General features: G+C 65.1%; 31 protein-coding genes and 2 tRNA genes. 30 read left to right on the forward strand and 3 right to left on the reverse strand.

Going from position 1 to position 24049, the window contains the following annotated elements; translation table 11 throughout:
• Positions 1 to 19 precede the first annotated feature (19 nt).
• From DVK01_RS09920 to DVK01_RS09930, 3 genes are all read left to right on the forward strand, one after another.
• Positions 20 to 259, forward strand: a complete 240-nt coding sequence (locus DVK01_RS09920) for an Rdx family protein (protein ID WP_121536527.1) — start codon at positions 20 to 22, stop codon at positions 257 to 259.
• Positions 260 to 530: 271 nt separating this feature from the next.
• On the forward strand, positions 531 to 1472 hold the full coding sequence (locus DVK01_RS09925) for an ABC transporter ATP-binding protein (protein ID WP_101349496.1): 942 nt from the start codon (positions 531 to 533) through the stop codon (positions 1470 to 1472).
• Positions 1469 to 2209, forward strand: coding sequence for an ABC transporter permease (locus DVK01_RS09930; protein WP_101349497.1), 741 nt, complete (start codon positions 1469 to 1471; stop codon positions 2207 to 2209). Before DVK01_RS09925 ends, DVK01_RS09930 begins: the two co-directional genes overlap by 4 nt.
• A 16-nt stretch (positions 2210 to 2225) precedes the next feature.
• Here DVK01_RS09930 and DVK01_RS09935 read toward each other — a convergent pair whose 3' ends face one another.
• Entirely contained in the window at positions 2226 to 2765 is a 540-nt protein-coding gene (locus DVK01_RS09935; RefSeq protein ID WP_121511050.1) for a dual specificity protein phosphatase family protein, read from the reverse strand.
• 161 nt (positions 2766 to 2926) lie between these two features.
• Here DVK01_RS09935 and cofD point away from each other — a divergent pair, with 161 nt between their 5' ends.
• The 5 genes from cofD (at position 2927) to DVK01_RS09960 (ending at position 6489) form a co-directional block, all read left to right on the forward strand.
• The gene (gene cofD / locus DVK01_RS09940) at positions 2927 to 3919 is read left to right on the forward strand and encodes a 2-phospho-L-lactate transferase (RefSeq protein WP_101349499.1); all 993 of its coding nucleotides are present in this window, start codon (positions 2927 to 2929) and stop codon (positions 3917 to 3919) included.
• Positions 3919 to 4665, forward strand: coding sequence for a tRNA-dihydrouridine synthase (locus DVK01_RS09945; protein WP_121536529.1), 747 nt, complete (start codon positions 3919 to 3921; stop codon positions 4663 to 4665). Before cofD ends, DVK01_RS09945 begins: the two co-directional genes overlap by 1 nt.
• Positions 4638 to 5501: a triphosphoribosyl-dephospho-CoA synthase gene (locus tag DVK01_RS09950; RefSeq protein WP_101349501.1), complete on the forward strand. Its 864-nt coding sequence runs from the start codon at positions 4638 to 4640 to the stop codon at positions 5499 to 5501. Before DVK01_RS09945 ends, DVK01_RS09950 begins: the two co-directional genes overlap by 28 nt.
• Positions 5498 to 6124 carry a DUF447 domain-containing protein gene (locus DVK01_RS09955; protein WP_101349502.1) on the forward strand — a complete coding sequence of 209 codons (627 nt, stop codon included), beginning with the start codon at positions 5498 to 5500 and terminating at the stop codon, positions 6122 to 6124. The genes DVK01_RS09950 and DVK01_RS09955 overlap by 4 nt, the downstream gene beginning before the upstream one ends.
• A gap of 173 nt (positions 6125 to 6297) precedes the next feature.
• Positions 6298 to 6489 carry a 30S ribosomal protein S17e gene (locus DVK01_RS09960; protein ID WP_004516807.1) on the forward strand — a complete coding sequence of 64 codons (192 nt, stop codon included), beginning with the start codon at positions 6298 to 6300 and terminating at the stop codon, positions 6487 to 6489.
• A 62-nt stretch (positions 6490 to 6551) separates the two neighbouring features.
• Here the strand turns inward: DVK01_RS09960 and DVK01_RS09965 are convergent, their stop codons facing one another.
• Positions 6552 to 7613: an Mrp/NBP35 family ATP-binding protein gene (locus tag DVK01_RS09965; protein ID WP_121536531.1), complete on the reverse strand. Its 1062-nt coding sequence runs from the start codon at positions 7611 to 7613 to the stop codon at positions 6552 to 6554.
• Between the two features lie 144 nt (positions 7614 to 7757).
• On the reverse strand, positions 7758 to 8057 hold the full coding sequence (locus DVK01_RS09970; RefSeq protein WP_101349504.1) for a hypothetical protein: 300 nt from the start codon (positions 8055 to 8057) through the stop codon (positions 7758 to 7760).
• A gap of 214 nt (positions 8058 to 8271) precedes the next feature.
• Here DVK01_RS09970 and DVK01_RS09975 point away from each other — a divergent pair.
• From DVK01_RS09975 to DVK01_RS10080, 22 genes are all read left to right on the forward strand, one after another.
• A tRNA-Ser gene (locus DVK01_RS09975) sits at positions 8272 to 8356 on the forward strand.
• Between the two features lie 21 nt (positions 8357 to 8377).
• On the forward strand, positions 8378 to 8911 hold the full coding sequence (locus DVK01_RS09980; protein WP_053966998.1) for a 30S ribosomal protein S13: 534 nt from the start codon (positions 8378 to 8380) through the stop codon (positions 8909 to 8911).
• Complete coding sequence (locus DVK01_RS09985) at positions 8911 to 9426, forward strand: 30S ribosomal protein S4 (protein WP_004593562.1); 516 nt, start codon at positions 8911 to 8913, stop codon at positions 9424 to 9426. The genes DVK01_RS09980 and DVK01_RS09985 overlap by 1 nt, the downstream gene beginning before the upstream one ends.
• Positions 9423 to 9812 carry a 30S ribosomal protein S11 gene (locus DVK01_RS09990; RefSeq protein ID WP_005535604.1) on the forward strand — a complete coding sequence of 130 codons (390 nt, stop codon included), beginning with the start codon at positions 9423 to 9425 and terminating at the stop codon, positions 9810 to 9812. The genes DVK01_RS09985 and DVK01_RS09990 overlap by 4 nt, the downstream gene beginning before the upstream one ends.
• 3 nt (positions 9813 to 9815) lie before the next feature.
• Complete coding sequence (locus DVK01_RS09995; protein ID WP_004593560.1) at positions 9816 to 10595, forward strand: DNA-directed RNA polymerase subunit D; 780 nt, start codon at positions 9816 to 9818, stop codon at positions 10593 to 10595.
• 104 nt (positions 10596 to 10699) lie between these two features.
• A tRNA-Leu gene (locus DVK01_RS10000) sits at positions 10700 to 10784 on the forward strand.
• Between the two features lie 24 nt (positions 10785 to 10808).
• The gene (locus DVK01_RS10005) at positions 10809 to 11159 is read left to right on the forward strand and encodes a 50S ribosomal protein L18e (protein ID WP_004516800.1); all 351 of its coding nucleotides are present in this window, start codon (positions 10809 to 10811) and stop codon (positions 11157 to 11159) included.
• Complete coding sequence (locus tag DVK01_RS10010; protein WP_008310363.1) at positions 11156 to 11593, forward strand: 50S ribosomal protein L13; 438 nt, start codon at positions 11156 to 11158, stop codon at positions 11591 to 11593. The genes DVK01_RS10005 and DVK01_RS10010 overlap by 4 nt, the downstream gene beginning before the upstream one ends.
• Positions 11587 to 11985, forward strand: coding sequence for a 30S ribosomal protein S9 (locus DVK01_RS10015; RefSeq protein ID WP_004516798.1), 399 nt, complete (start codon positions 11587 to 11589; stop codon positions 11983 to 11985). The genes DVK01_RS10010 and DVK01_RS10015 overlap by 7 nt, the downstream gene beginning before the upstream one ends.
• A gap of 12 nt (positions 11986 to 11997) precedes the next feature.
• Complete coding sequence (locus DVK01_RS10020; RefSeq protein ID WP_004516797.1) at positions 11998 to 12198, forward strand: DNA-directed RNA polymerase subunit N; 201 nt, start codon at positions 11998 to 12000, stop codon at positions 12196 to 12198.
• Complete coding sequence (locus DVK01_RS10025; RefSeq protein WP_004516796.1) at positions 12195 to 12368, forward strand: DNA-directed RNA polymerase subunit K; 174 nt, start codon at positions 12195 to 12197, stop codon at positions 12366 to 12368. Before DVK01_RS10020 ends, DVK01_RS10025 begins: the two co-directional genes overlap by 4 nt.
• Positions 12369 to 12370: 2 nt before the next feature.
• Complete coding sequence (eno, locus tag DVK01_RS10030) at positions 12371 to 13576, forward strand: phosphopyruvate hydratase (RefSeq protein ID WP_101349505.1); 1206 nt, start codon at positions 12371 to 12373, stop codon at positions 13574 to 13576.
• Positions 13573 to 14388 carry a 30S ribosomal protein S2 gene (gene rpsB / locus DVK01_RS10035; RefSeq protein ID WP_101349506.1) on the forward strand — a complete coding sequence of 272 codons (816 nt, stop codon included), beginning with the start codon at positions 13573 to 13575 and terminating at the stop codon, positions 14386 to 14388. Before eno ends, rpsB begins: the two co-directional genes overlap by 4 nt.
• 101 nt (positions 14389 to 14489) lie before the next feature.
• On the forward strand, positions 14490 to 14873 hold the full coding sequence (locus DVK01_RS10040) for a DUF5518 domain-containing protein (protein ID WP_101349507.1): 384 nt from the start codon (positions 14490 to 14492) through the stop codon (positions 14871 to 14873).
• 55 nt (positions 14874 to 14928) lie between these two features.
• Positions 14929 to 15312: a DUF5518 domain-containing protein gene (locus DVK01_RS10045; RefSeq protein ID WP_101349508.1), complete on the forward strand. Its 384-nt coding sequence runs from the start codon at positions 14929 to 14931 to the stop codon at positions 15310 to 15312.
• A 60-nt stretch (positions 15313 to 15372) separates the two neighbouring features.
• Positions 15373 to 16710 (forward strand): cytochrome P450, encoded by a 1338-nt coding sequence (locus DVK01_RS10050; protein ID WP_101349509.1) that lies wholly within the window; start codon positions 15373 to 15375, stop codon positions 16708 to 16710.
• Between the two features lie 198 nt (positions 16711 to 16908).
• Positions 16909 to 17892, forward strand: a complete 984-nt coding sequence (mvk, locus tag DVK01_RS10055) for a mevalonate kinase (RefSeq protein WP_101349510.1) — start codon at positions 16909 to 16911, stop codon at positions 17890 to 17892.
• Positions 17889 to 18641, forward strand: coding sequence for an isopentenyl phosphate kinase (locus DVK01_RS10060; protein ID WP_121536533.1), 753 nt, complete (start codon positions 17889 to 17891; stop codon positions 18639 to 18641). The genes mvk and DVK01_RS10060 overlap by 4 nt, the downstream gene beginning before the upstream one ends.
• 161 nt (positions 18642 to 18802) lie before the next feature.
• Positions 18803 to 20320: a hypothetical protein gene (locus DVK01_RS10065; protein WP_121536535.1), complete on the forward strand. Its 1518-nt coding sequence runs from the start codon at positions 18803 to 18805 to the stop codon at positions 20318 to 20320.
• 264 nt (positions 20321 to 20584) lie between these two features.
• Entirely contained in the window at positions 20585 to 21931 is a 1347-nt protein-coding gene (locus tag DVK01_RS10070) for a ribonuclease J (RefSeq protein ID WP_101351407.1), read from the forward strand.
• A 4-nt stretch (positions 21932 to 21935) separates the two neighbouring features.
• Positions 21936 to 22976, forward strand: coding sequence for a geranylfarnesyl diphosphate synthase (idsA3, locus tag DVK01_RS10075; protein WP_121511041.1), 1041 nt, complete (start codon positions 21936 to 21938; stop codon positions 22974 to 22976).
• A gap of 94 nt (positions 22977 to 23070) precedes the next feature.
• Positions 23071 to 24000, forward strand: coding sequence for an ArsA family ATPase (locus DVK01_RS10080; RefSeq protein ID WP_121536537.1), 930 nt, complete (start codon positions 23071 to 23073; stop codon positions 23998 to 24000).
• The last annotated feature ends 49 nt before the right edge of the window (positions 24001 to 24049 follow it).

Below are 24049 nucleotides of genomic sequence, written 5' to 3' on the forward strand. Positions count from 1 at the left end.
GACAGGCGTGGAAGACGGTATGAGTACTGTCGAAATTGAATACTGCGTTCCCTGTGGCTTCCGTGAGCGGGCAGTACGTGTCCAGCAGGCGATTCTGTCGGGACTCGAGCGGGAACTCGACAGCGTCCGACTGGTCATGGGTGACCACGGCGTGTTCAGGATCAGTGTCGATGACGAGACTGTCTACGACAAGGCCGAGGCCGGCGACGAGTTCGACGTGGACGCTATCGTGCGTGAGATACGGTCGCACGTCACGTAGCAGGCCACAGTAAGACCGGTAATAAACACTGCGGCGAAGCCACCACCTGTTTGTGAAAGAGTGCCACACAACAAGCTATTTATTGTTCTGCTGTGACACTTCCGGCACATGGCGACGAAAACCGAATTCTGTGACCACTGTGAAACCAGCGTACCAGTCGTCACGGACAAGCCGTGGCTCCCCGCTGTCTGTCTGGAATGTGGCCGCAACGTGTAGCCCTTAGTCGCACGAGAACGGAACTGCTTTCGGCCACCCGACCGGACGAGGGCGCATGGACGAGGTACTGGTCGCGTCGGATGTCGGGCGGCGCTACGGCGATACGGTCGCACTCGACGGTGTGTCGCTGACGGCGACCACTGGAGAGGTGCTCGCGCTGGTCGGTCCCAACGGGGCTGGCAAGACCACCCTGGTACGGGCGTTGACCGGAACGACGGACGCGACTGGCGACGTACGACTGTTCGGCCAGTCGCCCAGAACGGTCGCTCGCGACCGAATCGGCCTGTTACCACAGTCGTTTTCGCCCCACGAGCGGCTGACGGCGCGGGAATTGCTGGAATACTACGCCGGCCTGTACGACGGGACCCGCGATGTCGATGCCGTGCTTGACGATGTGGGGCTGGCCGACACCGCCAGCACAACATACGAGAACCTCTCGGGTGGGCAGCAGCGGCGAACCTGTGTCGCGACGGCACTGATAAACGACCCGGACCTTCTCGTACTGGACGAACCGACCACCGGTATCGACCCGGCCGGTCGGCGGGACCTCTGGCGACTGCTGGAAGGGCTCGCCGACCGCGGCGTGACGATACTCGTCACGACACACTACATGGAGGAGGCCCAGCGCCTCGCGGACCGCGTCGGTCTCCTCGCTGACGGGACGCTCATCGCACTCGACTCTCCGGACCAACTCGTGGCCGAGCACGGCGGTGACAGCCAGCTCATCGTTGATGGGTCTTTCGACGAAACTGCCGTTTCAGCCATTGACTACCCAGCGGAGACGGCAATCCGGAACGGTCGGCTGGTCGTCTACGGCATCCGTCCGGAGTCTATCGGAAACATCACCGAGGAACTGGGGCAGGCGGGTATCGAGTACGACAGCCTGACCTGGAAACAGCCTGACTTAGAGGACGTGTACCTCGAACTCACTGGGACGGCCGTCGGCCAGCGCGGTGAACCACAGCAGACGGGACCGGTCGCGGGTGGTGCCCAATGAGCCGACTGGGGCGACTCACAGCGGAGACGCGTGCGGCGTCGCTGGCCTTCCTCCGGCGACGGACAGCCGTCTTCTTCACGTTCTTCTTCCCGGTTATCATCGTCGTCATCTTCGGCGTGCTGGTCCAGACCCAGCCGGGCGGTGGCGGGCTGTTCACCGAGCCGCCGAGCTTCTATGCGCCGGGGTATCTGGCCGTCGTCGTCCTGTTTACGCCGCTGTCTCGCGTCGGAAGCGAGGTAGCCCGTCATCGGGACGGGAACCGCTTCGAGAAGCTGGCGACGACACCGCTGACCCGGACCGAGTGGTTGCTGGCACAGACACTCGTCAACGTCGTCATCATTGGTATTGCCGGTCTCCTGATTCTGGGCCTGATGGTGTGGCTCACCGGCGCGACAATCCGCCCATCCGGTCTGTTGCTGCCCTTCGTCGGCCTTGGTGTCGCGCTGTTCTGTGCCGTCGGCGCGATGCTGGGGAGCCTTGCGGACTCACAGGATGGCGTCATCGCGGCGAGCAACGGTCTCGCGCTCCCGCTGCTCTTTCTTTCGGAGACGTTCGTCCCGCAGACGCTTCTGCCCGCGTGGTTGCCGACGTGGCTCTCGCCGCTGACGTACTTCTCGCGTGGCGTCCGTGCGGCGACGACCGGCACTGGCGATGCGCTCGGCCCGCTGGCTGTTCTCGCAGTCTGTGCCGCCGTCGGCTTTGCGGTCGGTGCGCGTCTCCTTCCGCAGACAGATTGAACTCCGACGCTCTCTTCTACAGGCGTGCGACTGATGATAGCAGATCGGACAGTTCTGCTTCAGTCGCGTTGCCCGATTTAATAGCATCTCTGGGGTCGCGGCCCATCTCCTGTGCGGTCTCGATGGCGCGGTCGGGACCGTAGTCGTAATGATACACCAGCCAGGCAGCGAGTACCTGGCCGGTGCGACCGATACCGGCCAGGCAATGAACGACGACCCGTTCCTCTGTCTCGCAGGCGTCAACCAGGAACGGCAGGATATCGTCGTGGAGGCGGTCTTGAGAAATAAGTCGGTGGTCGGGAACCGGTACGTGGCGGACTGATGACGCTCCGAAGGCCTCCCGATAGCGCTGAATATTGGCCCCAGCGTCGTCGAGTTGTTGCCCGGGAAGCAGACAGCAGACCCGCTCGATGTCGTGTGCCTGCATGTGTGCGACCCACTCATCGAGGGCGTCCTGATGCGTGGCGGCCGTATGCCAGCCCGGCGCACAGGAACCGTAGACGTACTCTTCGTTGGAGGCTGCAGGCGCGAAGCGGTGTGGATTCACGATGGGCATAACACCCGTTACCCTGCCTATCCTACCGACCCTCTTCATTCTACCCACCCAGTTCTCAGCTGTGATTCTCTGAATAGAAGGGTATTCCTAGAAGGTCGCTTTCCAGACCTCATCAGTGTCAGTGACCACGTTTATACTGTCAGTTCCCTCTACGTCGAGACATGGTGACGTTTCTTGCCGGCGGGACGGGAACGCCGAAGCTCCTCGCTGGTGCCGACGACGTGTTTGCGGCGGCGGCGACGACTGTCGTCGCCAACACCGGCGACGACATCGAACTGGGAGGCCACCTCGTGTGCCCGGACCTCGATACTGTCCTGTTCTTGGAGGGTGACGTCCTCGACCGGGAGACGTGGTGGGGTATCGACGGCGACACCGCCGAGACACACGCCGAACTAACGCGGCTCGCTGACGCTGCCGAGCTTGACGGCGGGCCACGATACCTCTCCGACGAGGCACAGACAGCGGGGCGTGACATCGCTCGCTGGCGGCGCTTCTCCGGTGTCGCGGAGTTCATGCACATCGGCGACCGCGACCGCGCGATCCACGTCACGCGCACCTCGCTGCTTGATGAGGGCCGATCACTGACCGAGGTTACGCACACGCTCGCCGACGCGTTCGAACTGGACCGGACGCTGCTCCCGATGAGCGACGACCCGGTCGCTTCCATTATTCACACGCCGACCGGGCCGATGCACTTTCAAGAGTGGTGGGTCGGCCATAACGGGGAACCGCCGGTCGAGGACGTGGTGTTTCGTGGCTCAGACGCGGCCAGCGCGACGGACGCCGTTCTGACCGCGCTCGACGATACTGTTGTCATTGGTCCGTCGAACCCTGTAACTTCGCTCGGCCCGATGCTGGCCATCAACGACATTGAGCAGGCACTCCACGAAACAACGGTCGTCTCTGTCTCCCCATTCATCGAAGACACGGTGTTCTCGGGGCCAGCGGCGGACCTGATGGCCGGCGTCGGACTTGAGCCGAGTACCGCTGGCGTGGCCGAGGCATACCCCTTCGCTGACGCGTTCGTACTGGACGACGACGACTCAACGCCGCTTGACGTGCCGGTCGTTCGGACCGACACCACCCTTGACGACGCGGCCGACGCCGAGCGGGTGAACCGCGCCGTCGAGGAGGCGCTCGCGGAGGTGACCTGATGTTCGAGCCGCGAGTCGCCCTCGCGAGTCTGAGCGGCGAGGCCGACGTATCGTGGGCGTGTGCGGTCGAGTCCCACGTCGGGTGTGCGTTCCTCGGCGGCATCGCACTCGACGAGCAGACCCGCGACGCCGCCCGGGCGATGGTGGACCGCGACCGCTCCGAGTTCCTGCCCGACGACCCGGTTGCGTTTGTCGACGACCAGTTGGCTTCGCTTGTAGACGCACCGCTTCGTCCCGCGTTCAACGTCCGGAGCACGACACTCGGCCCCGTCGAACGTACTGCTACTGTTTGTCAGCGCCACAACGCAATCATCGAGATCAATGCCCACTGCCGGCAGAACGAGATGTGCGCCGCCGGTGCTGGCGAGTCACTACTCCGGGAGCCGGACCGACTGGCGACGTTCGTGGAAGCAGCAGCGTCGACAGGGGCGACGGTCTCGGTGAAAGGGCGTGCAGAACTCGACGGTGTCTCACTCCCGGGTGTTGCACAGGCAATCGAAGAGGCCGGTGGTGACCTGTTCCACGTCGACGCGATGGATTCAGAGTCCGTTATCGACGAGGTGACCGACGCGACCGACCTGTTCGTCGTCGCGAACAACGGCGTTCGTGGGGCAGAAACCGCACGGGAGTACCTCTCGTACGGCGCCGACGCCGTCAGCGTCGGTCGCGCGAGCGACCGGCCGGCGGTCCTCGACGAGGTCCGGGCGACGACAGCGGAGTGGTTCGCATCGGAGGTGTCACCGTGACAGAGCGGTCGGTCGGACAGAACGCCCAGCTGGCGCTGCTGCTGGAGGTCTCCGGCACGCCGAAGCCCGGCAACGTCGACCGCGAGCGGGAGTACGACGATCTCCGGTTCGAGCACTTCGTCGCCGGGGCTGTCGGAGCGCGACCGGGGCTCGACCGCGCGGCCGCGGGCGACCCCATCGGTCCCGCCTTCGAGGCCGCGGTCGAAGGGATGTCGGGCCAGTCCGGCGGAAATACCCAGTTCGGAGCCCTGCTGGTGCTTACGCCGCTTGCCGCCGCAGCCGCGGACGGGCGACTGACGCCGTCGGGCGTCGACGCCGTGGTCCGCGAGACGACCGTCGAGGATGCGGCGGCGTTCTACCGTGCTTTCGAGCACGTCGACGTAGCCGTCGACGACCCGCCGGACGGACTGGAGCCGCTCGACGTTCGCCGCGGAAGCGACGCCGTCCCGGAACTCCGAGCGCGCGAGATGACGCTGTTCGACGTGATGGCGTCCAGCGCTGATGTCGACGGCGTGGCCGCAGAATGGGTCTCCGGTTTCGAGCGCGTGTTCGACGCCAGCGAGACGATACTGGCCGGCTCCGGCCCGGTCGCCGACCGCGCATCCGACGCTTTCCTCGAACTGCTCGCGGCGGACGTAGACACTTTCGTCGTCACGCGACAGGACCGCGAGACCGCCGCCGAAGTACAGCGCCGGGCGCAGGCCGTTCTCGACGGCGAGGAGGACGCCACGGCGCTGGCCGAGGAGTTCGTCGAGCGGGACATCAACCCCGGGACGACCGCCGACATCGTCGCGGGCGCGCTGTTCGTCGCGCTGGAGCGGGGGCTGGACGTGTGACCGGGGAACCGTCGGCGGGTGACGGGGGTGACTCCAGTAGCTCCGTGACGGCATGGCCCGTCGCGCTCGCTGGCGTCTCCGAGACCGTCGTGACCACGCTGGGACCGAACGAGCGCTGGAACGTCGCCGCCCTCGGTGTCCACGCGCCCGACGGCGAAGGGCCCGCCACGGCGACGACGTGGGGCCGGACCCGGACCTGGCGGAACTTCCGGGAGCGTGGCGGCGGCTACGTCCAGTTCACCCGGGACCCGGTGGACTTCGCCGAGGCGGCGCTGTCGGTTCGGGAAGCAGACGAGCCGATTCTGGACAGCGCGGACGCGTGGGTCGAAGTGACCGTCGTCCGGCGAGACGCCGGCACGGAGGGCGACACCCAGTGGGTCGAGTGGGCGCTCGAACCCGTTGACAGCGCCGTGGAGCGACGCGTCGTGCCGACGACGAACCGCGGCCACGCCGCCGTCGTTGAGGCGACCGTCGCGGCCTCGCGGCTGGACGTGCCGAGCTACGACCGCGAGACGCTGCTGGACCGGATCGCGTACTTCGAGTCAGTTGTCAAAACAGCTGGTAGCGAACGCGAACAGGTGGCTTTCGAGCGGGTCCGCGATCTGGTCGATGCCGAGTGGTAGGTGGGCAAGCAGGCGACACACGCTATGTCATGACAGGCTGTGTCGCACTTCCGCGGGACCTGCCACGGCGACAGTCAGCGCACGGTCCCGGCTCGCTCCGTTCCTCCTGATAAACGTTCGCGTGCGTGGTCCGTTCCGAACCCTTTTTGAGTGCGACCAAGCAAGTAGCGCGCATGGCAATCAAACCCGCCTACGTCAAGAAGACCGGGACGCTCCTCATGGAGCGATACCCCGACGCCTTCGGCGCAGACTTCGAACACAACAAAGACGTCGTCGAGGAACTGACAAACATCGAGTCCAAGGGCGTCCGCAACCGCATCGCCGGCTACGTCACCCGGAAGATGAACAACCCAGTCGAAGCGTAACTCGGTTCTTTCTCTCTGTCTCCCGCGGCATCTGAGCGGCCGCTCTCTTCAGTTACTGCCCGCTACTGTTCTGGCTGTGCACGCTGGCTGTCACTCTGGCGTTTCCGGTGGATGATGCCCTGCATATTCGCCGTGCGGGCGGCGATATCCCGGAACGACTCGCCGACATCGCTGTTCTCGTCGAGGACCAGCGGCTCCCCGGTCGTGCCCCCTTCCCTGACTTCGGGGTCGAGCGGAATCTCGCCGAGGAACGGCATCTCCGTCTCGTCGGCGAACTCGCGGCCGCCGCCGCTGCCGAAGATGTCGTGCGTGCCGCCACAGTCCGGGCAGACGAACGACGACATGTTCTCAACGATTCCCAGCACGGGAGTTTCGTGGCGGCCGAACATCCGAAGCCCCTTCCGGGCGTCGTCGAGCGCGACCTCCTCCGGCGTGGTGACGATGACGGCTCCTGAGACGGGCACCTGCTGGAGCATCGTCAGTTGCGTGTCGCCGGTCCCGGGCGGCAGGTCCACAATCATGTAGTCGAGTTCGCCCCAGAGCACGTCGTCCCACAGCTGGGTGAGGACGTTGTCGACCATCGGGCCGCGAAAGATGACCGGGTCGTCCTTGCCGACGAGGAAGTCCATGCTCATCAGCTTCATCCCGTGTTTCTCCACAGGGATGATCTCCTCGTCTTCTGTCGCACGCGGCTGCTCATCGGCGTCAAGCATCCGGGGGACGTTCGGGCCGTACACGTCGGCGTCGAACAGGCCGACGCGGGCACCGAGCCGCGCGAGACCTGCAGCGAGGTTCACCGCGACGGTCGACTTGCCCACACCGCCCTTGCCCGAGGCGACCGCGATGACGTTTTTGACTTTCGGAAGTGGGTCCTCCGCTTCCGGGACGCCACGGTCGACGCTCGCCGAGAGATCTATTTCGCGGTCGGTGTCGCCCAGCGCCTCGCGGACCTCGTTCGCGATGCTCGTCTCAGTCGGCGAGTACGGCGCACCGAGCGCCAGGTCGATGCTGACCTCGTCGTCAGTCACGTCGATGCTGTTGATCAGCCCGAGTGAGACGATGTCGGCTCCCAGATCCGGGTCCTCGACCGTTCGCAGGCGCTCGCGTACGTCGTCTGTATTCATGCACAGGAGTAGGTCCCGGAGGTGCGATAAGGATTGTGACACCGCCGGACACGGCAGCCGTCGAACGACGCCGGCGGTGTGACAAAGATTTCTGTCGCGCATGCAGGCATGCGATTAAGTGGGACGTACAGCGGCGATGTTGGATCAGGGGCGTCGAAACACGTAGACGCCGCCGTCGTCAAGTTCTGCGCGTAACTCGCCGCTATCGTGGTTGAACACGAGCCGCTCCGGCATCCCGTCGAACGAGTGTAGTGGCATTCCGGTGTCGATTGCTCCGTCGGGAGTCACTGCGATGTGTGTTCGGCCACTGAATTCAGCCCGGAGCGTTCCGTCGTCTGCCTCGGTCACGGCGGCAGGTCCTGCGAACTGTTCCAGCTGGTCGCGGACCGCCGTTCGGTTGGTCGGGTCGACGGTGCTGCCGCCATCGGCGACGCGCCGGTGCATGTGTGGACGCACGCAGTCCCACAGGGAATATCTTAGGCCGCCGTCTACATGGTGGGACTTGGTATTACATGTCTCAGTGGCCATGTTGAACACTCACGCGGCAGACCACCTTCGTTGCGTTTAAATACAACCCCGGAATAGAGTCGGATAGACTCGTGTAGGGGGACCGGCCCCCGAGTCCGCGTGCCGCGGGCGCGAGTGTCATAGAACGCGTGTCGTGGTAGCCAAGCCTGGCCCAAGGCGCAGGGTTGCTAACTCTGTGGCGTACAGCCTCCGGGGTTCGAATCCCCGCCACGACGCTCACCCATCAGTACCTACATATGAGTGCAGAAGACCCCAACGCGGGCGAGGACGCGGATGCCGAAGAGGAGGAAGACATCCGCTATTTCGTCCGTATCGGACAGACAGACCTCGACGGGACGAAATCCGTCGAGCGAGCACTGACAGAACTGAACGGTATCGGCCATCGGGCCGCCCGAATCATCGCCCAGAAAGCGGATGTCGACCGGCGCGCTGTCTTCGGCAAACTCGACGACGACGTCATCGAGCGCGTTGTCGACCACGTCGAGAACTTCGCCGACGAGGTGCCCGAGTGGATGGCCAACCACCAGAAGGATTACTTCACTGGTGAGACCACCCACGAGACCGGCAACGACCTCCAGCTTACCCGCCGGCAGGATATCAACCGCATGAAAATGATCGACTCCTACCGCGGTATCCGCCACAAGCGCGGCCAGAAGGTCCGTGGACAGCGAACCAAGTCCACTGGCCGGACGGAGGGTACCATCGGCGTCAACGTCGAGGCGATCAAAGAAGAGCAGGCCGAAGATGCCGCCGCGGAGGATGACGAATAATGGCACTTGGCTCAAACACGAAGTTCTACGAGACGCCGAACCACCCCTTCCAGGGCGAGCGCATTGCCGACGAGGCCAACCTCATCGGCCGCTACGGCCTGAAAAATAAAGAAGAGCTCTGGCGCGCACAGTCCGAGCTTCGTGGCTACCGTCGTGAGGCCCGGAAGCTGCTGGGCAGCGCCGGCGAGCACGAGACTGAGTCCGAGGAGTTCCTCGCTCGGCTCAAGCGCTACGGCATCCTCAACGAGCAGGACCAGCTCGACGACGTGCTGTCGCTCGACGTGACCGACGTGCTGGAACGCCGCCTGCAGACGGTCGTTTACCGCAAGGGCTACGCGAACACGCCCGAGCAGGCCCGCCAGTTCATCGTCCACGGACACATCGTGCTGGACGACGCTCGAGTTACCCGACCCGGAATGACGGTGGAGACCGCCGTCGAGAGCTCGGTCGGCTTCGACGAGCACAGCTCGCTGTCGGACGAACTCCACCCTGAGCGCGCGGAGGCCCAAGAATGAGCGAAGACACCGAAGACATCTGGGGCATCGCCCACGTGCACGCATCGTTTAACAACACGATCATCACCATCACCGACCAGACCGGGGCAGAGACGCTCGCAAAGAGCTCCGGCGGGACGGTCGTCAAGCAGAACCGCGACGAGGCGTCGCCGTACGCGGCGATGCAGATGGCTGAGGTCGTTGCGGAGAAGGCCCTCGACCGTGGCGTCGAAGGCGTCGACGTTCGGGTCCGCGGTCCCGGCGGCAACCTCCAGACCTCGCCCGGCCCGGGTGCGCAGGCGACGATCCGCGCACTCGCCCGAGCTGGTCTGGAGATCGGTCGCATCGAGGACGTCACGCCGACCCCGCACGACGGTACTCGTGCACCCAAGAACTCCGGATTCTAACCAATGACACAGGACTACGAGGTTGAGTTCGTCGAACGCGGCGAGCGCGAGGCCCGCATCCTCGTGCGCGGCATCACGCCAGCTTTCGCCAACGGCATCCGGCGAGCGATGGTCGCGGACGTACCGACGTTCAGTATCGATACCGTCCGCGTCATCGAGAACACCAGCGTGATGTTCAACGAGCAGATCGGTCTCCGACTGGGACTGGTCCCGCTGACGACCGACCTCGACGACTTCGAGATCGGCGACGAGGTGACGTTGTCGCTGTCCGTCGACGGGCCGGCCACGGCCTACTCCAGTGACCTCGTTTCCTCGGACCCGATGGTCGAGGCCGCTGACGACAACATCCCGATCATCGATCTCAAGGAGGGCCAACGTCTTGAAGTCGAGGCCGACGCCGTCCTCGACACCGGTCGGGAACACGCCAAACATCAGGGTGGCGTGGCCGTCGGCTACCGACACCTCCAGCAGGTGGAGGTCGTCGGCGACCTCGGCGAGTTCGAGGACGACGATCCGAACATCCTGCGTGGCGTCATCGAAGAGCAGGCGGCCGAACACGCCGCCGGCGACGCCACCAACGGCGAACTCGTCGCGACAGACGAGTTCGACAACGACCTCCGGAACCGCTACCCCGGCAAAGATGTCGAGGTTTCAGACGTGCCGAACGCGTTCGTGTTCCACGTCGAGACGGACGGGTCGTTCACCACCGAGGAACTGGTCCTGCGCGCGGTCGAGACGCTGCGTGACCGCGCGACCGAACTGAAAGACGCAGTCCAGCTGTAACGATACAATGCCCCGATACACCCCACCACGGCCGATGACCGCCCGCTCCCCGAGCGCGAGGACCGAAAGGGGTTTTACGGGGCACGCAAAACGAACAATCGCGCGCAGGGATAGCCAAGTTTGGCCAACGGCGCAGCGTTCAGGGCGCTGTCCCGTAGGGGTCCGCAGGTTCAAATCCTGCTCCCTGCACTTTTCCCACAACGGAGGAATCATATGAGTAAGACGAACCCGAGACTCAGTAGTCTCATCGCCGACCTGAAGTCAGCCGCCCGCAGTTCGGGCGGTGCTGTCTGGGGCGACGTCGCCGAGCGCTTAGAAAAGCCACGGCGCACACACGCGGAAGTCAACCTCGGCCGTATCGAACGATACGCCCAGGAAGACGAGACCGTGGTCGTGCCCGGCAAGGTGCTTGGCTCCGGTGTCCTGCAGAAGGACGTCACCGTCGCCGCTGTCGACTTCTCCGGAACCGCCGAGACGAAGATCGACCAGGTTGGAGAGGCTGTATCACTCGAACAGGCAATCGAAAACAACCCAGAAGGCTCCCACGTCCGGGTGATCCGATGAGCGTCGCAGAGTTCGACGCGGATGTCATCGTCGACGCCCGCGACTGTATCATGGGCCGCGTCGCATCACAGGTCGCCGAACAGGCACTCGACGGCGAGACGGTCGCCGTCGTCAACGCTGAACGCGCCGTGATCACCGGCCGAGAGGAGCAGATAACGGAGAAGTACAAGAAACGCGTCGACATCGGTAACGACAACGGGTACTTCTACCCCAAGCGACCGGACGGCATCTTCAAGCGCACCATCCGTGGCATGCTGCCCCACAAGAAGCAGCGTGGCCGCGAGGCGTTCGAGAACGTCCGTGTCTACCTCGGCAACCCGTACGACGAGGACGGCGAGGTTCTAGACGGCACGTCGCTTGACCGACTGTCGAACATCAAGTTCGTCACGCTGGGCGAAATCAGCGAAACGCTTGGAGCGAACAAGACATGGTAACGAACACGTCTGGCAAGAAGAAGACCGCCGTCGCCCGCGCGACCGTACGCGAGGGCGAGGGCCGCGTGCGTATCGACTCGCAGCCGGTCGAACTCGTCGACCCCGAGCTGGCGCAGCTCAAGATGCTGGAACCGTTCCGCATCGCCGAGGACGACCTCCGCGGCGAAGTCGACGTCGAGGTGTCCGTCGAAGGTGGCGGCGTCATGGGGCAGGCAGACGCCGCCCGAACCGCCATCGCTCGCGGCCTCGTCGACCACACCAACGACGCCGAACTCCGCGACGCGTTCATGGAGTTCGACCGCTCGCTGCTGGTCAACGACGTTCGCCAGTCCGAACCCAAGAAGTGGGGCGGCCCCGGTGCGCGGGCCCGCTACCAGAAATCGTACCGCTAAGGTGATACAGGTATGATGGTACCGGTTCGGTGTTTCACGTGCGGTAACGTCGTCGGCGAACACTGGGAGGAGTTCAAAGCACGCACCCGCGAGGCCGAGGAGCCAGAGGACCCGGAGAAGGTCCTCGACGAACTCGGCGTCGAGCGGCACTGCTGTCGCCGGATGCTCGTCTCGCACAAAGACCTCGTCGACATCGTCTCACCCTACCAATGAACGCACAGGAAAGCCGCTACGAGAAGGCCCGCAAACTCGGCGCACGAGCGCTGCAGTTGGCCCACGGTGCTCCCGTGCTCATAGAGACGGAACACACCCAGCCGATACTCATCGCCGCCGAGGAGTACGACGCTGGCGTCCTACCGTTTACGGTCAACAGGAGTGACTAACGATGACGCTCATCACTGACATCCGACTCCGCCGCGTCCTCGACTCCCGCGGGAACGCGACCGTCGAGGCCGACGTTCTCACCGAGAGTGGGGGCTTCGGTCGTGGCAAGGCACCGAGCGGCGCAAGCACGGGCGAGTACGAGGCCATCGAACTCCCCGCCAACGAGGCCATCGCCAACGCCCGCGAGGAAGCACTCCCGCGGCTCATCGGCGAAGTCCACGCCGGGAACCAGCGCGACGTCGACGCGGCGCTCCACGCCGCTGACGGTACCGACGACTTCTCCGGTATCGGAGCCAACAGCGCCGTCGCCATCTCTATGGCGGCCGCGAAGGCCGGTGCCGACGTGCTCGGCGCGCCGCTGTACCAGCACCTCGGCGGCACATTCCGGGGCAACGAGTACCCGACGCCGCTGGGCAACATCATCGGTGGCGGCGAGCACGCCGCGGACGCGACCAACATCCAGGAGTTCCTCGCGGCCCCTGTCGGCGCACCGAGTGTCGAGGAGGCCGTCTTCGCCAACGCTGCGGTCCACCAGGAGGTCCACGACATTCTGGCCGACCGCGACCTGCCAGCGGGCAAGGGCGACGAAGGCGCTTGGGCACCGTCCGTCTCGGACGACGAAGCGTTCGAGATCATGGACGAGGCCGTCGAAGCTGTCGCCGACGACTTTGGCTTCGCAATCTCCTTTGGCCTTGACGTCGCCGGCGCGGAACTCTACGACGACGAGGCGGACGGCTACGTCTACGACGACGGCGTCAAATCCACCGAAGAGCAGATCGAGTACATCGCCGGGAAGGTCGAGGAGTACGACCTCGTCTACGTCGAGGACCCCCTCGACGAGAACGACTACGAGGCCTTTGCGGACCTGACCGCACAGGTCGGGGACCAGACGCTCGTCTGTGGCGACGACCTGTTCGTTACGAACGTCGAGCGCCTGCAGGCCGGTATCAACGCCGACGCCGGGAACTCCATCCTGATCAAGCCGAACCAGATCGGGACGCTAACCGACGCCGTCGACGCCATCGAACTGGCGACGGCAAGCGGCTACGAGTCCGTCGTTTCCCACCGCAGTGGTGAGACGGAAGACACGACAATTGCACACCTCGCTGTCGCCACTGACGCACCGTTCATCAAGACCGGCGCGGTCGGCGGCGAGCGCACAGCCAAGCTGAACGAACTAATCCGTATCGAGGACAACGCAGTATGAGCGGCAACGAAAAAGAAGGTCTCGACGCGTCCGATTCCGACTTCGACCCGTCCGAGGAGGACGACGAAGCGGTCGACGCGGAGACCGAAACGGAAGCCGAACAGCCCGCCGACGACGCCGAAGAGGCGACAGAGGCCGAACCAACTGACGAAAACACAGACGCCGACGAAGCGGCTGACGAGGCCGCCGGTCCACAGCTGGACGAGGACGTCATGCCCGACGAGCAGTCGGAGGCCGACCTCCTCATCCCCGTCGAGGACTACCTCGGCGCTGGTGTCCACATCGGGACCCAGCAGAAGACCCAGGACATGGAGCGGTTCATCCACCGCGTCCGGACCGACGGGCTGTACGTGCTGGACGTCTCGATGACCGACGAGCGTATCCGCACCGCCGCGGACTTCCTGGCCAACTACGAGCCGGAGCAGATTCTGGCCGCGTCGTCGCGCCAGTACGGCCGGTTCCCGGCCGAGAAGTTCGCCGAAGCCATCGGGGCGCGCGTCCGCACCGGCCGGTTCATCCCCGGCACGCTGACCAACCCCGACTACGACGGCTACATCGAGCCGGACATCGTGGTCGTCACTGACCCCATCGGTGACGCCCAGGCCGTCAAGGAGGCCATCACGGTCGGCATCCCGGTCATCGCGATGTGTGACTCCAACAACACCACGTCGAACGTCGACCTGGTCGTCCCGACGAACAACAAGGGGCGCAAGGCGCTGTCGGTCGTCTACTGGCTGCTGGCCAACGAGACGCTCGACCGCCGCGGTGCCGAGCCGACGTACGGACTCGACGACTTCGAGTCCGACCTCTAACGTCGCTGAACTGTTTCGTTTTCCGGCCCGCTGACCCACGAGTGACAACGCCGGTGTCGCCAACACAAGACCTACCACGGGGCCCGGAGTACCACCGGGAAATGGGAGAGGGAGACACGTTCGTCAACGCCGTCATCGGTGCCGTCGCGACCGCACTTCTGAGTGGGTTCGTCCCGCTCGCGCCGCTGCTCGGCGGTTGCATCGCCGGCTATCTTGAAGGGGGTGAGCGAGACGACGGAGTCCGCGTCGGACTGCTCTCGGGCGTCGTCGGGCTGGCGATTTCGCTGGTCTTCTTCGTTGTCGTGTTCGTCTTCCTGGCCGCGTTCCTGGCGGTCGTTCCCGAGGCGCTCGGTGTGTTCGGCGCGGCGGGCTTGTTCGTGCTCGTCCTGGGAACGATCACGGCGGCCGCGTATTTCCTCGGATTGAGCGCGGTCGGCGGCTGGCTGGGCAACTACGTCAAGTATGACACGACGTTCGGCGACTGACAGCCCGAAACTGTCGGTAACTACATCAATCGAGAGCGCACTACGAGCAACGCGTATGCGTGAGTCGGTGACCAACGCTGGTATCGGGGCACTCGTCACGATTGCGCTGTCGTTCGTTCCCTTTTCGTCGGTGGCTGGCGGCGCAGTGGCCGCGGCGAACCACGGCAGCGGCGGCTACCGGACGGGGCTCTGGCTGGGAACGCTTGCTGGCGTCTGTGCGATGGTTCCCTTGCTCGCGCTCTTCCTCCCGGCGCTGTACATCGCCGGCCTCCTCGGGTTCGGGATTCCACCCGGCGCACCGGGGTACGACCTGTTTCTGGCGCTCGTGTTCAGCTTCTTTCTGCTGTACACTGTCGGGCTCAGCGCCCTCGGTGGCCTCGGCGGCGTCTGGGTATCGGTACACACCAGCTGGGACATAGACGCCGACCGCTGGCTCTGAACCGCGCGCTTCCAGCCATTTGGCACACCATTCAAGCGTGTTCGACACTAACAGTAGTCGATGTCAAAGACGCCGCCCGGACCGAAGGGCGAACCGCTGTTCGGCAGTAGTCGCACGTACGCTCGGGACCCGTTCCGGTTCATCTCAGCGCTGGAGCGGGCCTATGGTGATGTTGCCCGCTTCGACATGGGGCCGATGGATACGGTCATGCTGTGTGACCCAACGGCAATCGAGCGGGTACTGGTTTCAGAGGCCGAGCGGTTCCGCAAACCCGACTTTCAGGGAGATGCGCTCGGGGACCTGCTGGGAGACGGACTGCTGTTGAGTGAAGGCGAAACGTGGGAGCAGCAGCGAAAGCTCGCCAATCCAGCGTTCTCGATGGCTCGACTTTCGGGGATGGCTGACCGCATCACCGGCCACGCGGAGGACCGCATCGCCGACTGGTCTCACGGCGATGTTATCGACGCCGAGCAGTCGATGACCCGAGTGACGCTGGACGTGATCTTGGACCTGATGATGGGCGTCGAACTCTCCGAACAGCGAGTCCGCACAATCGAGGAACAACTGTTGCCACTGGGCCAGCGGTTCGAGCCCGACCCCATTCGGTTCGCCATGCCACAGTGGATGCCGATGCCTGACGACGCCGAGTTCAACCGCGCCGTGCGGACGCTGGACGAGGTGCTGGACGACATCATCGAGGTCCGCGAGGACTCGGTCGGGACAGCTGAAGACGGTCCGATGGACTTCCTGTCGGTACTCCTGCGTGCCCGCGACGAGGGGAATCAGTCGCCCGAGCAACTGCGTGATGAGATGATGACAATGCTGCTTGCGGGCCACGACACGACGGCGCTGACGCTGACCTACACCTGGTTCCTGCTGTCGGAACACCCTGAAGTCGAACAGCGAGTCCACGAGGAACTGGACGATGTTGTCGGCGACGACCGGCCGGGGATGGAACACGTCCGCGAACTGGACTACCTCGAATGGGTAATTCAGGAAGCGATGCGACTCTACCCGCCCGTGTACACCATTTTCCGGGAGCCGACAGAGGACGTGACGCTGTCCGGCTACGATGTCGAGGCCGGGACGACGCTGATGGTTCCACAGTGGGGCGTCCACCGATCCGAACGGTTCTACGACGACCCCGAGTCGTTCGACCCGGAGCGCTGGAAGCCCGAGCGAGCGAGCGAGCGGCCGCGGTTCGCCTACTTCCCGTTCGGTGGCGGCCCGCGTCACTGCATCGGGAAGCACCTCGCAATGCTCGAAGCACAGCTCATCACCGCAACGACGGCCAGTCAGTACCGACTGGAGTTCCAAGGCGAGACGCCGCTGGAGTTGCTACCGTCGCTGACTGCCCATCCCCGGCAGGAAATGTCGATGCGAGTGCAGGAGCGGTAGCGCGGACTCCGACGGGACTACTCCGACGTCACTGTTGCTTCCCGCAGTGGGCGCTCTACGTGACCGTCGGCGAACTGTCCGGCGGCGGCATCCGCCTCGACTTCGCCGATGTCGACACCGTTTCTGCATCGTATTCCGACAGCCGTCCTGACCATCGACTCCGAAAACGCCTAACGCCCTGGGTGCACACGGGCGGGTATGGTCACGTCGAGCGCTCCCGGAAAAGTGTATCTGTTCGGGGAGCACGCAGTCGTCTACGGCGAGCCGGCGGTGCCCTGCGCCATCGAGCGGCGGGTGCACGTGACGGCAACTGAAATCGACGAGGGGTTACGCATCCACGCAAATGACTTGCAACTGGACGGTTTTACCGTCGAATACTCCGGTGACGGAGAGAGCCATCCAGACGTGGACGTCGCTGAATCGCTTGTCGAGGCTGGCATGGGATACGTCAACGAGGCGGTGGCACAGGCCCGCGACGCGGCCGACGCGCCGGATGCGGGCTTCGAGATCTCTGTTGAGGGCGACATCCCGCTCGGCGCGGGGCTGGGGTCGTCGGCCGCGCTCGTCGTCGCGGCGATAGACGCGGCAACCAGAGAACTCGGCGTCGAACTGCCGGCGAGCGGAATCGCCGACCGCGCCTACCAGGTCGAACATGAGGTACAGGACGGGCAAGCCTCGCGGGCGGATACGTTCTGCTCAGCCATGGGCGGGGCGGTCCGCGTGGAGGGCGACGACTGCCGGCGGCTGGACGGCATCGACACGCTCCCCTTCGTCATCGGTTACGACGGCGGGGCCGGCGACACCGGGGCGCTGGTTGCCGGCGTCCGAGACCTCCGCGAGGAGTACGACTTCGCCGCCGACACCGTCGCGACAATCGGCGATATCGTCCGCGAGGGCGAGGCGGTGCTGGGAACGGGCGACTACGAACGGCTCGGGGAGCTGATGGATTTCAACCACGGCTTGCTTTCGGCGCTGGGCGTCTCCTCGCGGTCGCTGGACTCGATGGTGTGGGCGGCCCGCGACGCTGACGCACACGGCGCGAAACTCACCGGGGCCGGCGGCGGCGGCTGTATCGTCGCACTGGACGAGACGGACGACGCACTCACGGCGCTGAAGTACACGCCGGGGTGTGAGGATGTCTTCCGGGCCGAACTGGACACCGACGGGGTCCGGCAGGAATGACGGTCGTCCTCAAACTCGGGGGGAGTGTCATCACACAAAAAGACGAGCCCGAGACGGTCGACCGGGCCGCCCTGTCGGACGCGGTGTCTGCCGTCGCCGAGTCGGCGGTCGGCGACGACATCGTCGTCGTTCACGGCGGCGGGAGCTTCGGTCACCATCACGCCGCCGAATACGGCGTCAGCACGACCGAAGGGACCCACGACGGTGACGGTGTCCGGGCTATCCACGGGGCGATGTGTCGGCTCAACGCCGCTGTCGTTGAAGCACTCACTGACGCGGGTGTGCCGGCGGTTCCGGTCCACCCGTTCTCGGCGGCCGCACGCGACGCCGACGGCGGCCTCTCCCTGCCGACGGCACAGGTCACGACGCTTCTCGGTGAGGGGTTCGTCCCGGTTCTCCACGGTGACCTCGTCGCACACGCCGGTGCGGGCGCGACGGTCCTGAGCGGCGACGAACTGGTCGTCGAACTCGCGCCGGCCGTCAACGCCGACCGCGTCGGCGTCTGCTCGACTGTTTCCGGCGTTCTCGATGACGACGGGACAGTCATCGACCGTATCGAGACGTTCGAGGCCGTCGCATCGGCACTGGGCGAGAGCGAGGCGACGGACGTGTCGGGTGGGATGGCCGGCAAAGTACGTGCGCTGCTTGCGCTCTCCGCCCCTGCCCTCGTGTTCGGTCCCGATGCGTTGCCTGCCTTTCTCGCCGGCGAGAGTCCGGGGACGACCATCGCTGGTGGAGACGCCGACTGACTTGTGGTCAACAGCCCCGTCCCAGAGCACGCTGTAGTCGATGTCGACCCAAGACTTGCTGCTGAAGTGGTATCACTGCTTGACTCCGGAAGACTGGTAGCTTAAATATCACTTCAGCAACTGTCGTAACATATTTGTCCTCTGTTAGCAATTATGCGACTATGTCTGCAGTAGGTCTGACCGACGTCTATCGATACGGAACGAGGTTTCTTGGGACATTGCTTGTCGTCGCCGGCGTCGGTGGCGGCCTCATCGCTGCAGGGTACGTGTTGATACAGAACGGCTCGCTCCGCTCACTTTCGGGGACCGCGGGCTATCGTGCGGTACTCGGCATTGTCGTCGGTGCGCTCGGTGGGCTCCTGTTGCTCTCCGGCTTGCTTGGCCTGACTCACAAGCTCATCGCCGACGCGACGATGGCGGGTACGCTCGCGGCACAGACAGCACAGCGTGATGCGGGCGATGTGCCAGCTGCCAGTTCCTCAGCGAGCGACCAGACAGCGACTGGCACTGTCGAAGGTAACGCTGCGCCCGCTACCGAATCGACTTCGAAGTCCGACGAGCCCACGCCGGAGCCGGCTGAGTCTGATCCGGCGGTTTCACAGAGCACCGGTCCGGCTGCTGACCCGACGGCTGTCGAGCCGGCGACTGACCAGTCCGAAGTGTCGGAACCGGTCGCTGACTCCGAGCCAGACGCCGACCCAGCCGGTGAATCGGGAATCCACGCGCCCGAACAGCACCACTCCGACCAGTCTGACACAGCAGCGCCGTCTGCTACGTCCGAGACTGCGGCGACCGGGACTGATGACACTGCGGTGTCGGCGGCCGACGAGAATCCGCCGGCGGATGCTGACTCGGTGACGGCCGCTGAGCCGGTGGCAGACGATGTGCCGGCGACAGATACGGACCGTCGTGATGCCGATGACACTCCGGAACCACCGTCGGCCGACGAGACGATGGCCCCGGCGACAGATGGAGAGACAGCCCCGGCAGCGCAGGATGACCAGATATCGGAGCCACAGCCAGCTGAAAACGCTGCCGGACCAGAATCTCAGACAGTGGACGACACCACTGCGGAGCCATCTCCGGCGGAGTTCCCCGACGATTCGGACCCGGTCGCACCTCAGTCCGAACCCAGCGAGCAGTCGGACCGTGATTTGCTCGCTGAGGACGCCACCGAAGAACCCGAGCCGAGTACGGAACCACAGGAATGGACGCCGCCGGACCCTGCGGAGTTCGACACGCAGAGCGAGGACCCCGCGGCGGCTGACGACTGGGAAGGGGACGAGCCAGCACCGGCCGACGACTGGGAAGGGGACGAGCCAGCACCGGCCGACGACTGGGAAACTGAACCCGAAGCCGATACCGAACCCACTGGCGTCGACTCAGCCGGTGCTGACGAAGCGGATCAGCACGACGCCGTGACTCGAGACACCCGACTACTCGATGAAGCTGGTGAGACGGACACGTCCGGTGGCCCACGGACGACGGACGACCTGTTCGGTGGCGCTGATACCGAACACTCTGGAACCGACGCTGACGAGAGCGTTCAGGGCGAGTCGAAGTCACAGGACACAGAGACGACCGCTGATGATGACTCGACGCTCGCGGACGACGGTGTCACTGGCTTTGATGTCTCCGGTGATGACGACCCGCTCTCGGACCCCTTAGACGACGAGTAGCGACGAACCCACACCGTTTTAAGAAGCGCCGTTGTAGACCGACGTAACCGAGCGCACGGCCGCCCGTGGACTGCGGTTCGGCGGCCGGCAGACGGCGGATGTAAGTTGCGGGACGGAAGTCCCTCCCACTGCGGTTGCACAGGCTACGGGCGTACCCGACTGGCCTGGAGCGCCGACGCGGACGAAGTCGCCTACATTGCAGATACCGTCGTTGCCGTGCCCCACCGGATGCCCGCGGCCGGCTTTCCACTCGGAGCTACAACCATGGAAGTCGAAATTGCGACAATTGGCGGTTACGAGGCTGTAGGCCGACAGATGACGGCCGTCCGTGCAGGGGACGACGTCGTCATCTTCGACATGGGCCTGAACCTCTCGAAGGTACTGATTCACGACAACGTCGAGACGGAACGGATGCACTCGCTGGACCTCATCGACATGGGTGCCATCCCGGACGACCGGGTCATGTCCGACCTGGAGGGCGACGTGAAGGCTATCGTGCCGACACACGGTCACCTCGACCACATCGGCGCGATATCCAAGCTCGCCCACCGCTACGACGCACCTATCGTCGCGACGCCGTTTACTATCGAACTCGTCAAACAGCAGATCAAGAGCGAGGAGAAATTTGGCGTCCAGAACGACCTCGTCAAGATGGACGCCGGCGAGACGATGTCCATCGGCGAGCGCAACGAGCTTGAGTTTGTCAACGTCACTCACTCCATCATCGACGCCATCAACCCAGTCCTCCACACGCCGGAGGGTGCGGTCGTCTACGGACTTGACAAGCGGATGGACCACACGCCGGTCATCGGCGACCCGATCGACATGAAGCGGTTCCGAGAGATCGGCCGCGAAGGCGAGGGCGTCCTCTGTTACATCGAGGACTGCACGAACGCGGGCAAAAAGGGCCGCACGCCCTCCGAGTCCGTCGCGCGTCGCCACCTCAAGGACGTGATGGACAGCGTCGCCGACTACGACGGCGGCATCGTCGCGACGACGTTCTCCTCGCACATCGCCCGCGTGAAGAGCCTCGTCGAGTTCGCCGACGACATCGGACGCCAGCCGGTGCTGCTGGGCCGCTCGATGGAGAAGTACTCCGGGACAGCGGAGCGACTGGACTTCGTCGACTTCCCGGAGGACCTCGGGATGTACGGCCACCGCAAGTCCGTCGACCGGACGTTCAAGCGCATCATGAACGAGGGCAAGGAGAACTTCCTCCCCATCGTCACCGGCCATCAGGGCGAACCGCGCGCGATGCTCACACGCATGGGCCGGGGCGAGACGCCCTACGAGCTAGACGACGGCGACAAGGTCCTGTTCTCGGCCCGGGTCATCCCGGAGCCGACCAACGAGGGCCAGCGCTACCAGTCCGAGAAGCTCCTGGGCATGCAGGGCGCACGCATATACGACGATATCCACGTCTCGGGCCACCTCCGCGAGGAAGGCCACTACGAGATGATCGACGCGCTCCAGCCGAAGAACATCATCCCGGCCCACCAGAGCCTCGAAGGGTTCGCACCGTACGTCGACCTCGCGGAAGACATGGGCTACAAAGCCGGACGGGACCTCCACATCACCCGCAACGGCAACATGATAAAGCTCACCGAGTAAATCGATGTCCGAACGCCATCAGCAGGTCGAAGACGCGATTGTCGCCCGACGAGACCGGGTCAACGACGCCCTCCCGGAGGACCTCCCGGTGCAGAAACCGGACCACCTCTACGAGGCGTCGCGGTACCTGTTGGACGCGGGCGGGAAACGGCTCCGCCCGACGGTCCTGCTGCTGGTCGCGGAGTCGCTGCTCGACGTCGACCCGCTGACGGCAGCCTACCGTGACTTCCCGACGCTCGAAGGCGGGCGGGCCGACGTGATGTCGGCCGCGCTGGCCATCGAGGTCATCCAGACGTTCACGCTCATCCACGACGACATCATGGACGACGACGCGCTCCGGCGCGGGGTGCCCGCCGTCCACAAGGAGTACGACCTCTCGACGGCGATTCTCGCCGGCGACACGCTGTACTCGAAGGCGTTCGAGTTCCTGCTCGATACGGGCGCGGCCCCCGAGCGGACCGTCGACGCGAACAAGCGGCTCGCGACGACGTGTACCCGGATCTGTGAGGGCCAGTCGCTCGACATCGAGTTCGAGCAACGCGACGTGGTCACGCCCGAGGAGTACCTGGAGATGGTCGAACTCAAGACGGCCGTGCTGTACGGCGCGGCCGCCTCGATTCCGGCCACGCTGCTGGGGGCCGACGAGGAGACTGTCGACGCCCTGTACAACTACGGGCTCGACGTGGGGCGGGCGTTCCAGATTCAGGACGACCTGCTGGACCTGACGACCCCCTCGGAGAAGCTCGGCAAGCAGCGGGGCTCTGACCTCGTCGAGAACAAGCAGACGCTCGTGACGCTGCACGCCCGCCAGCAGGGCGTCGACGTCGGCGAACTCATCGACACGGACTCCGTCGAGGCGGTCTCGGAGGCCGAAATCGACGCCGCCGTCGAGCGCCTGCGGGAGGTGGGCTCCATCGAGTACGCCCGCCAGACCGGGCAGGACCTCATCGCGAGCGGGAAGCAGAACCTCGAAGTCCTGCCGGACAACGAGGCCCGCTCCCTGCTCGAAGGCATCGCCAACTACCTCGTCGAGCGCGACTACTGAGGGCCTTCACTGGCCCGTTCTCCGGTCCGGTCGTCTACCCGACCTTGATAGCTGCTGGTCAGCAACTAAGACGCGTCGCTCCCTAGCGACGCCCGTGACTCGATTCGTCCTCTACGGCGGCAAGGGCGGCGTCGGCAAGACGACGGTGGCGGCGGCGACCGGCCACCGGTTGGCAGCGGCGGGCCACGAGACGCTCGTCGTTTCGACAGACCCCGCACACTCGCTTGGCGACGCCGTCGAGGCCGAGGTCAGCGGCGACCCGACGGAAATCCGGCCGGGGCTGTGGGGCGTCGAGGTGGACCCACAGACCGGCATCGACCGCTACCGCTCGCTGTTCGAGGCGCTGGCGGCGGAGTTCTCCGACGCCGGCATCCGGATGGACGAGGACGAGGTCGCGGAGCTGTTCACCTCCGGCGTGATGCCCGGCAGCGACGAACTGGCGGCCATCGAGGGCATGGCGACGTACGTCGAGAGCGACCGCTGGGACCGCGTGGTGTTCGACACCGCGCCGACCGGCCACACGCTCCGCCTGCTGGACCTCCCGTCGGTGCTCGACCGCGGCGTGGCGACGGCGATGGACCTCCGCGACCAGGTCCGTCGAAAGGCCAACACCGCCCGGACGATGATGTTCGGCCCGATGGCGCGTCGCCGCGACGACGGCCCGGACGACTTCACGGCGATGCGTGAGCGGATGGAGCGGGTCGGCACAGTGTTGCGGGACCCCGACCGGACCGCGTTCCGCGTCGTCACCATCCCCGAGACGATGGCCGTCCGCGAGTCCGAGCGGCTGGTCGAGCGACTCCGCGAGTTCGAGGTCCCGGTGACGACGCTCGTGGTGAACAAGGTCATCGAGGACGCCGGCGACTGCGAGCGCTGTCGGGGCAAGCAAGCAGTACAGGACGAGGCCATCGAACAACTGCGGACGTCGCTGCCGGACCTGGACCTGTGGACGGTTCCCGACCAGTCCGGCGAGGTGACCGGGGTTGAGGCGCTGGAGAAGATAGGGGCGCATATAGCTGGGTAAAAGAAACGATGGGTGGAGACGAGCATCCGCCGGCGAAGCCGGCGGTTCA

It is taken from the genome of Haloarcula sp. Atlit-120R (assembly GCF_003665885.1).
Lineage (GTDB): Archaea > Halobacteriota > Halobacteria > Halobacteriales > Haloarculaceae > Haloarcula > Haloarcula taiwanensis.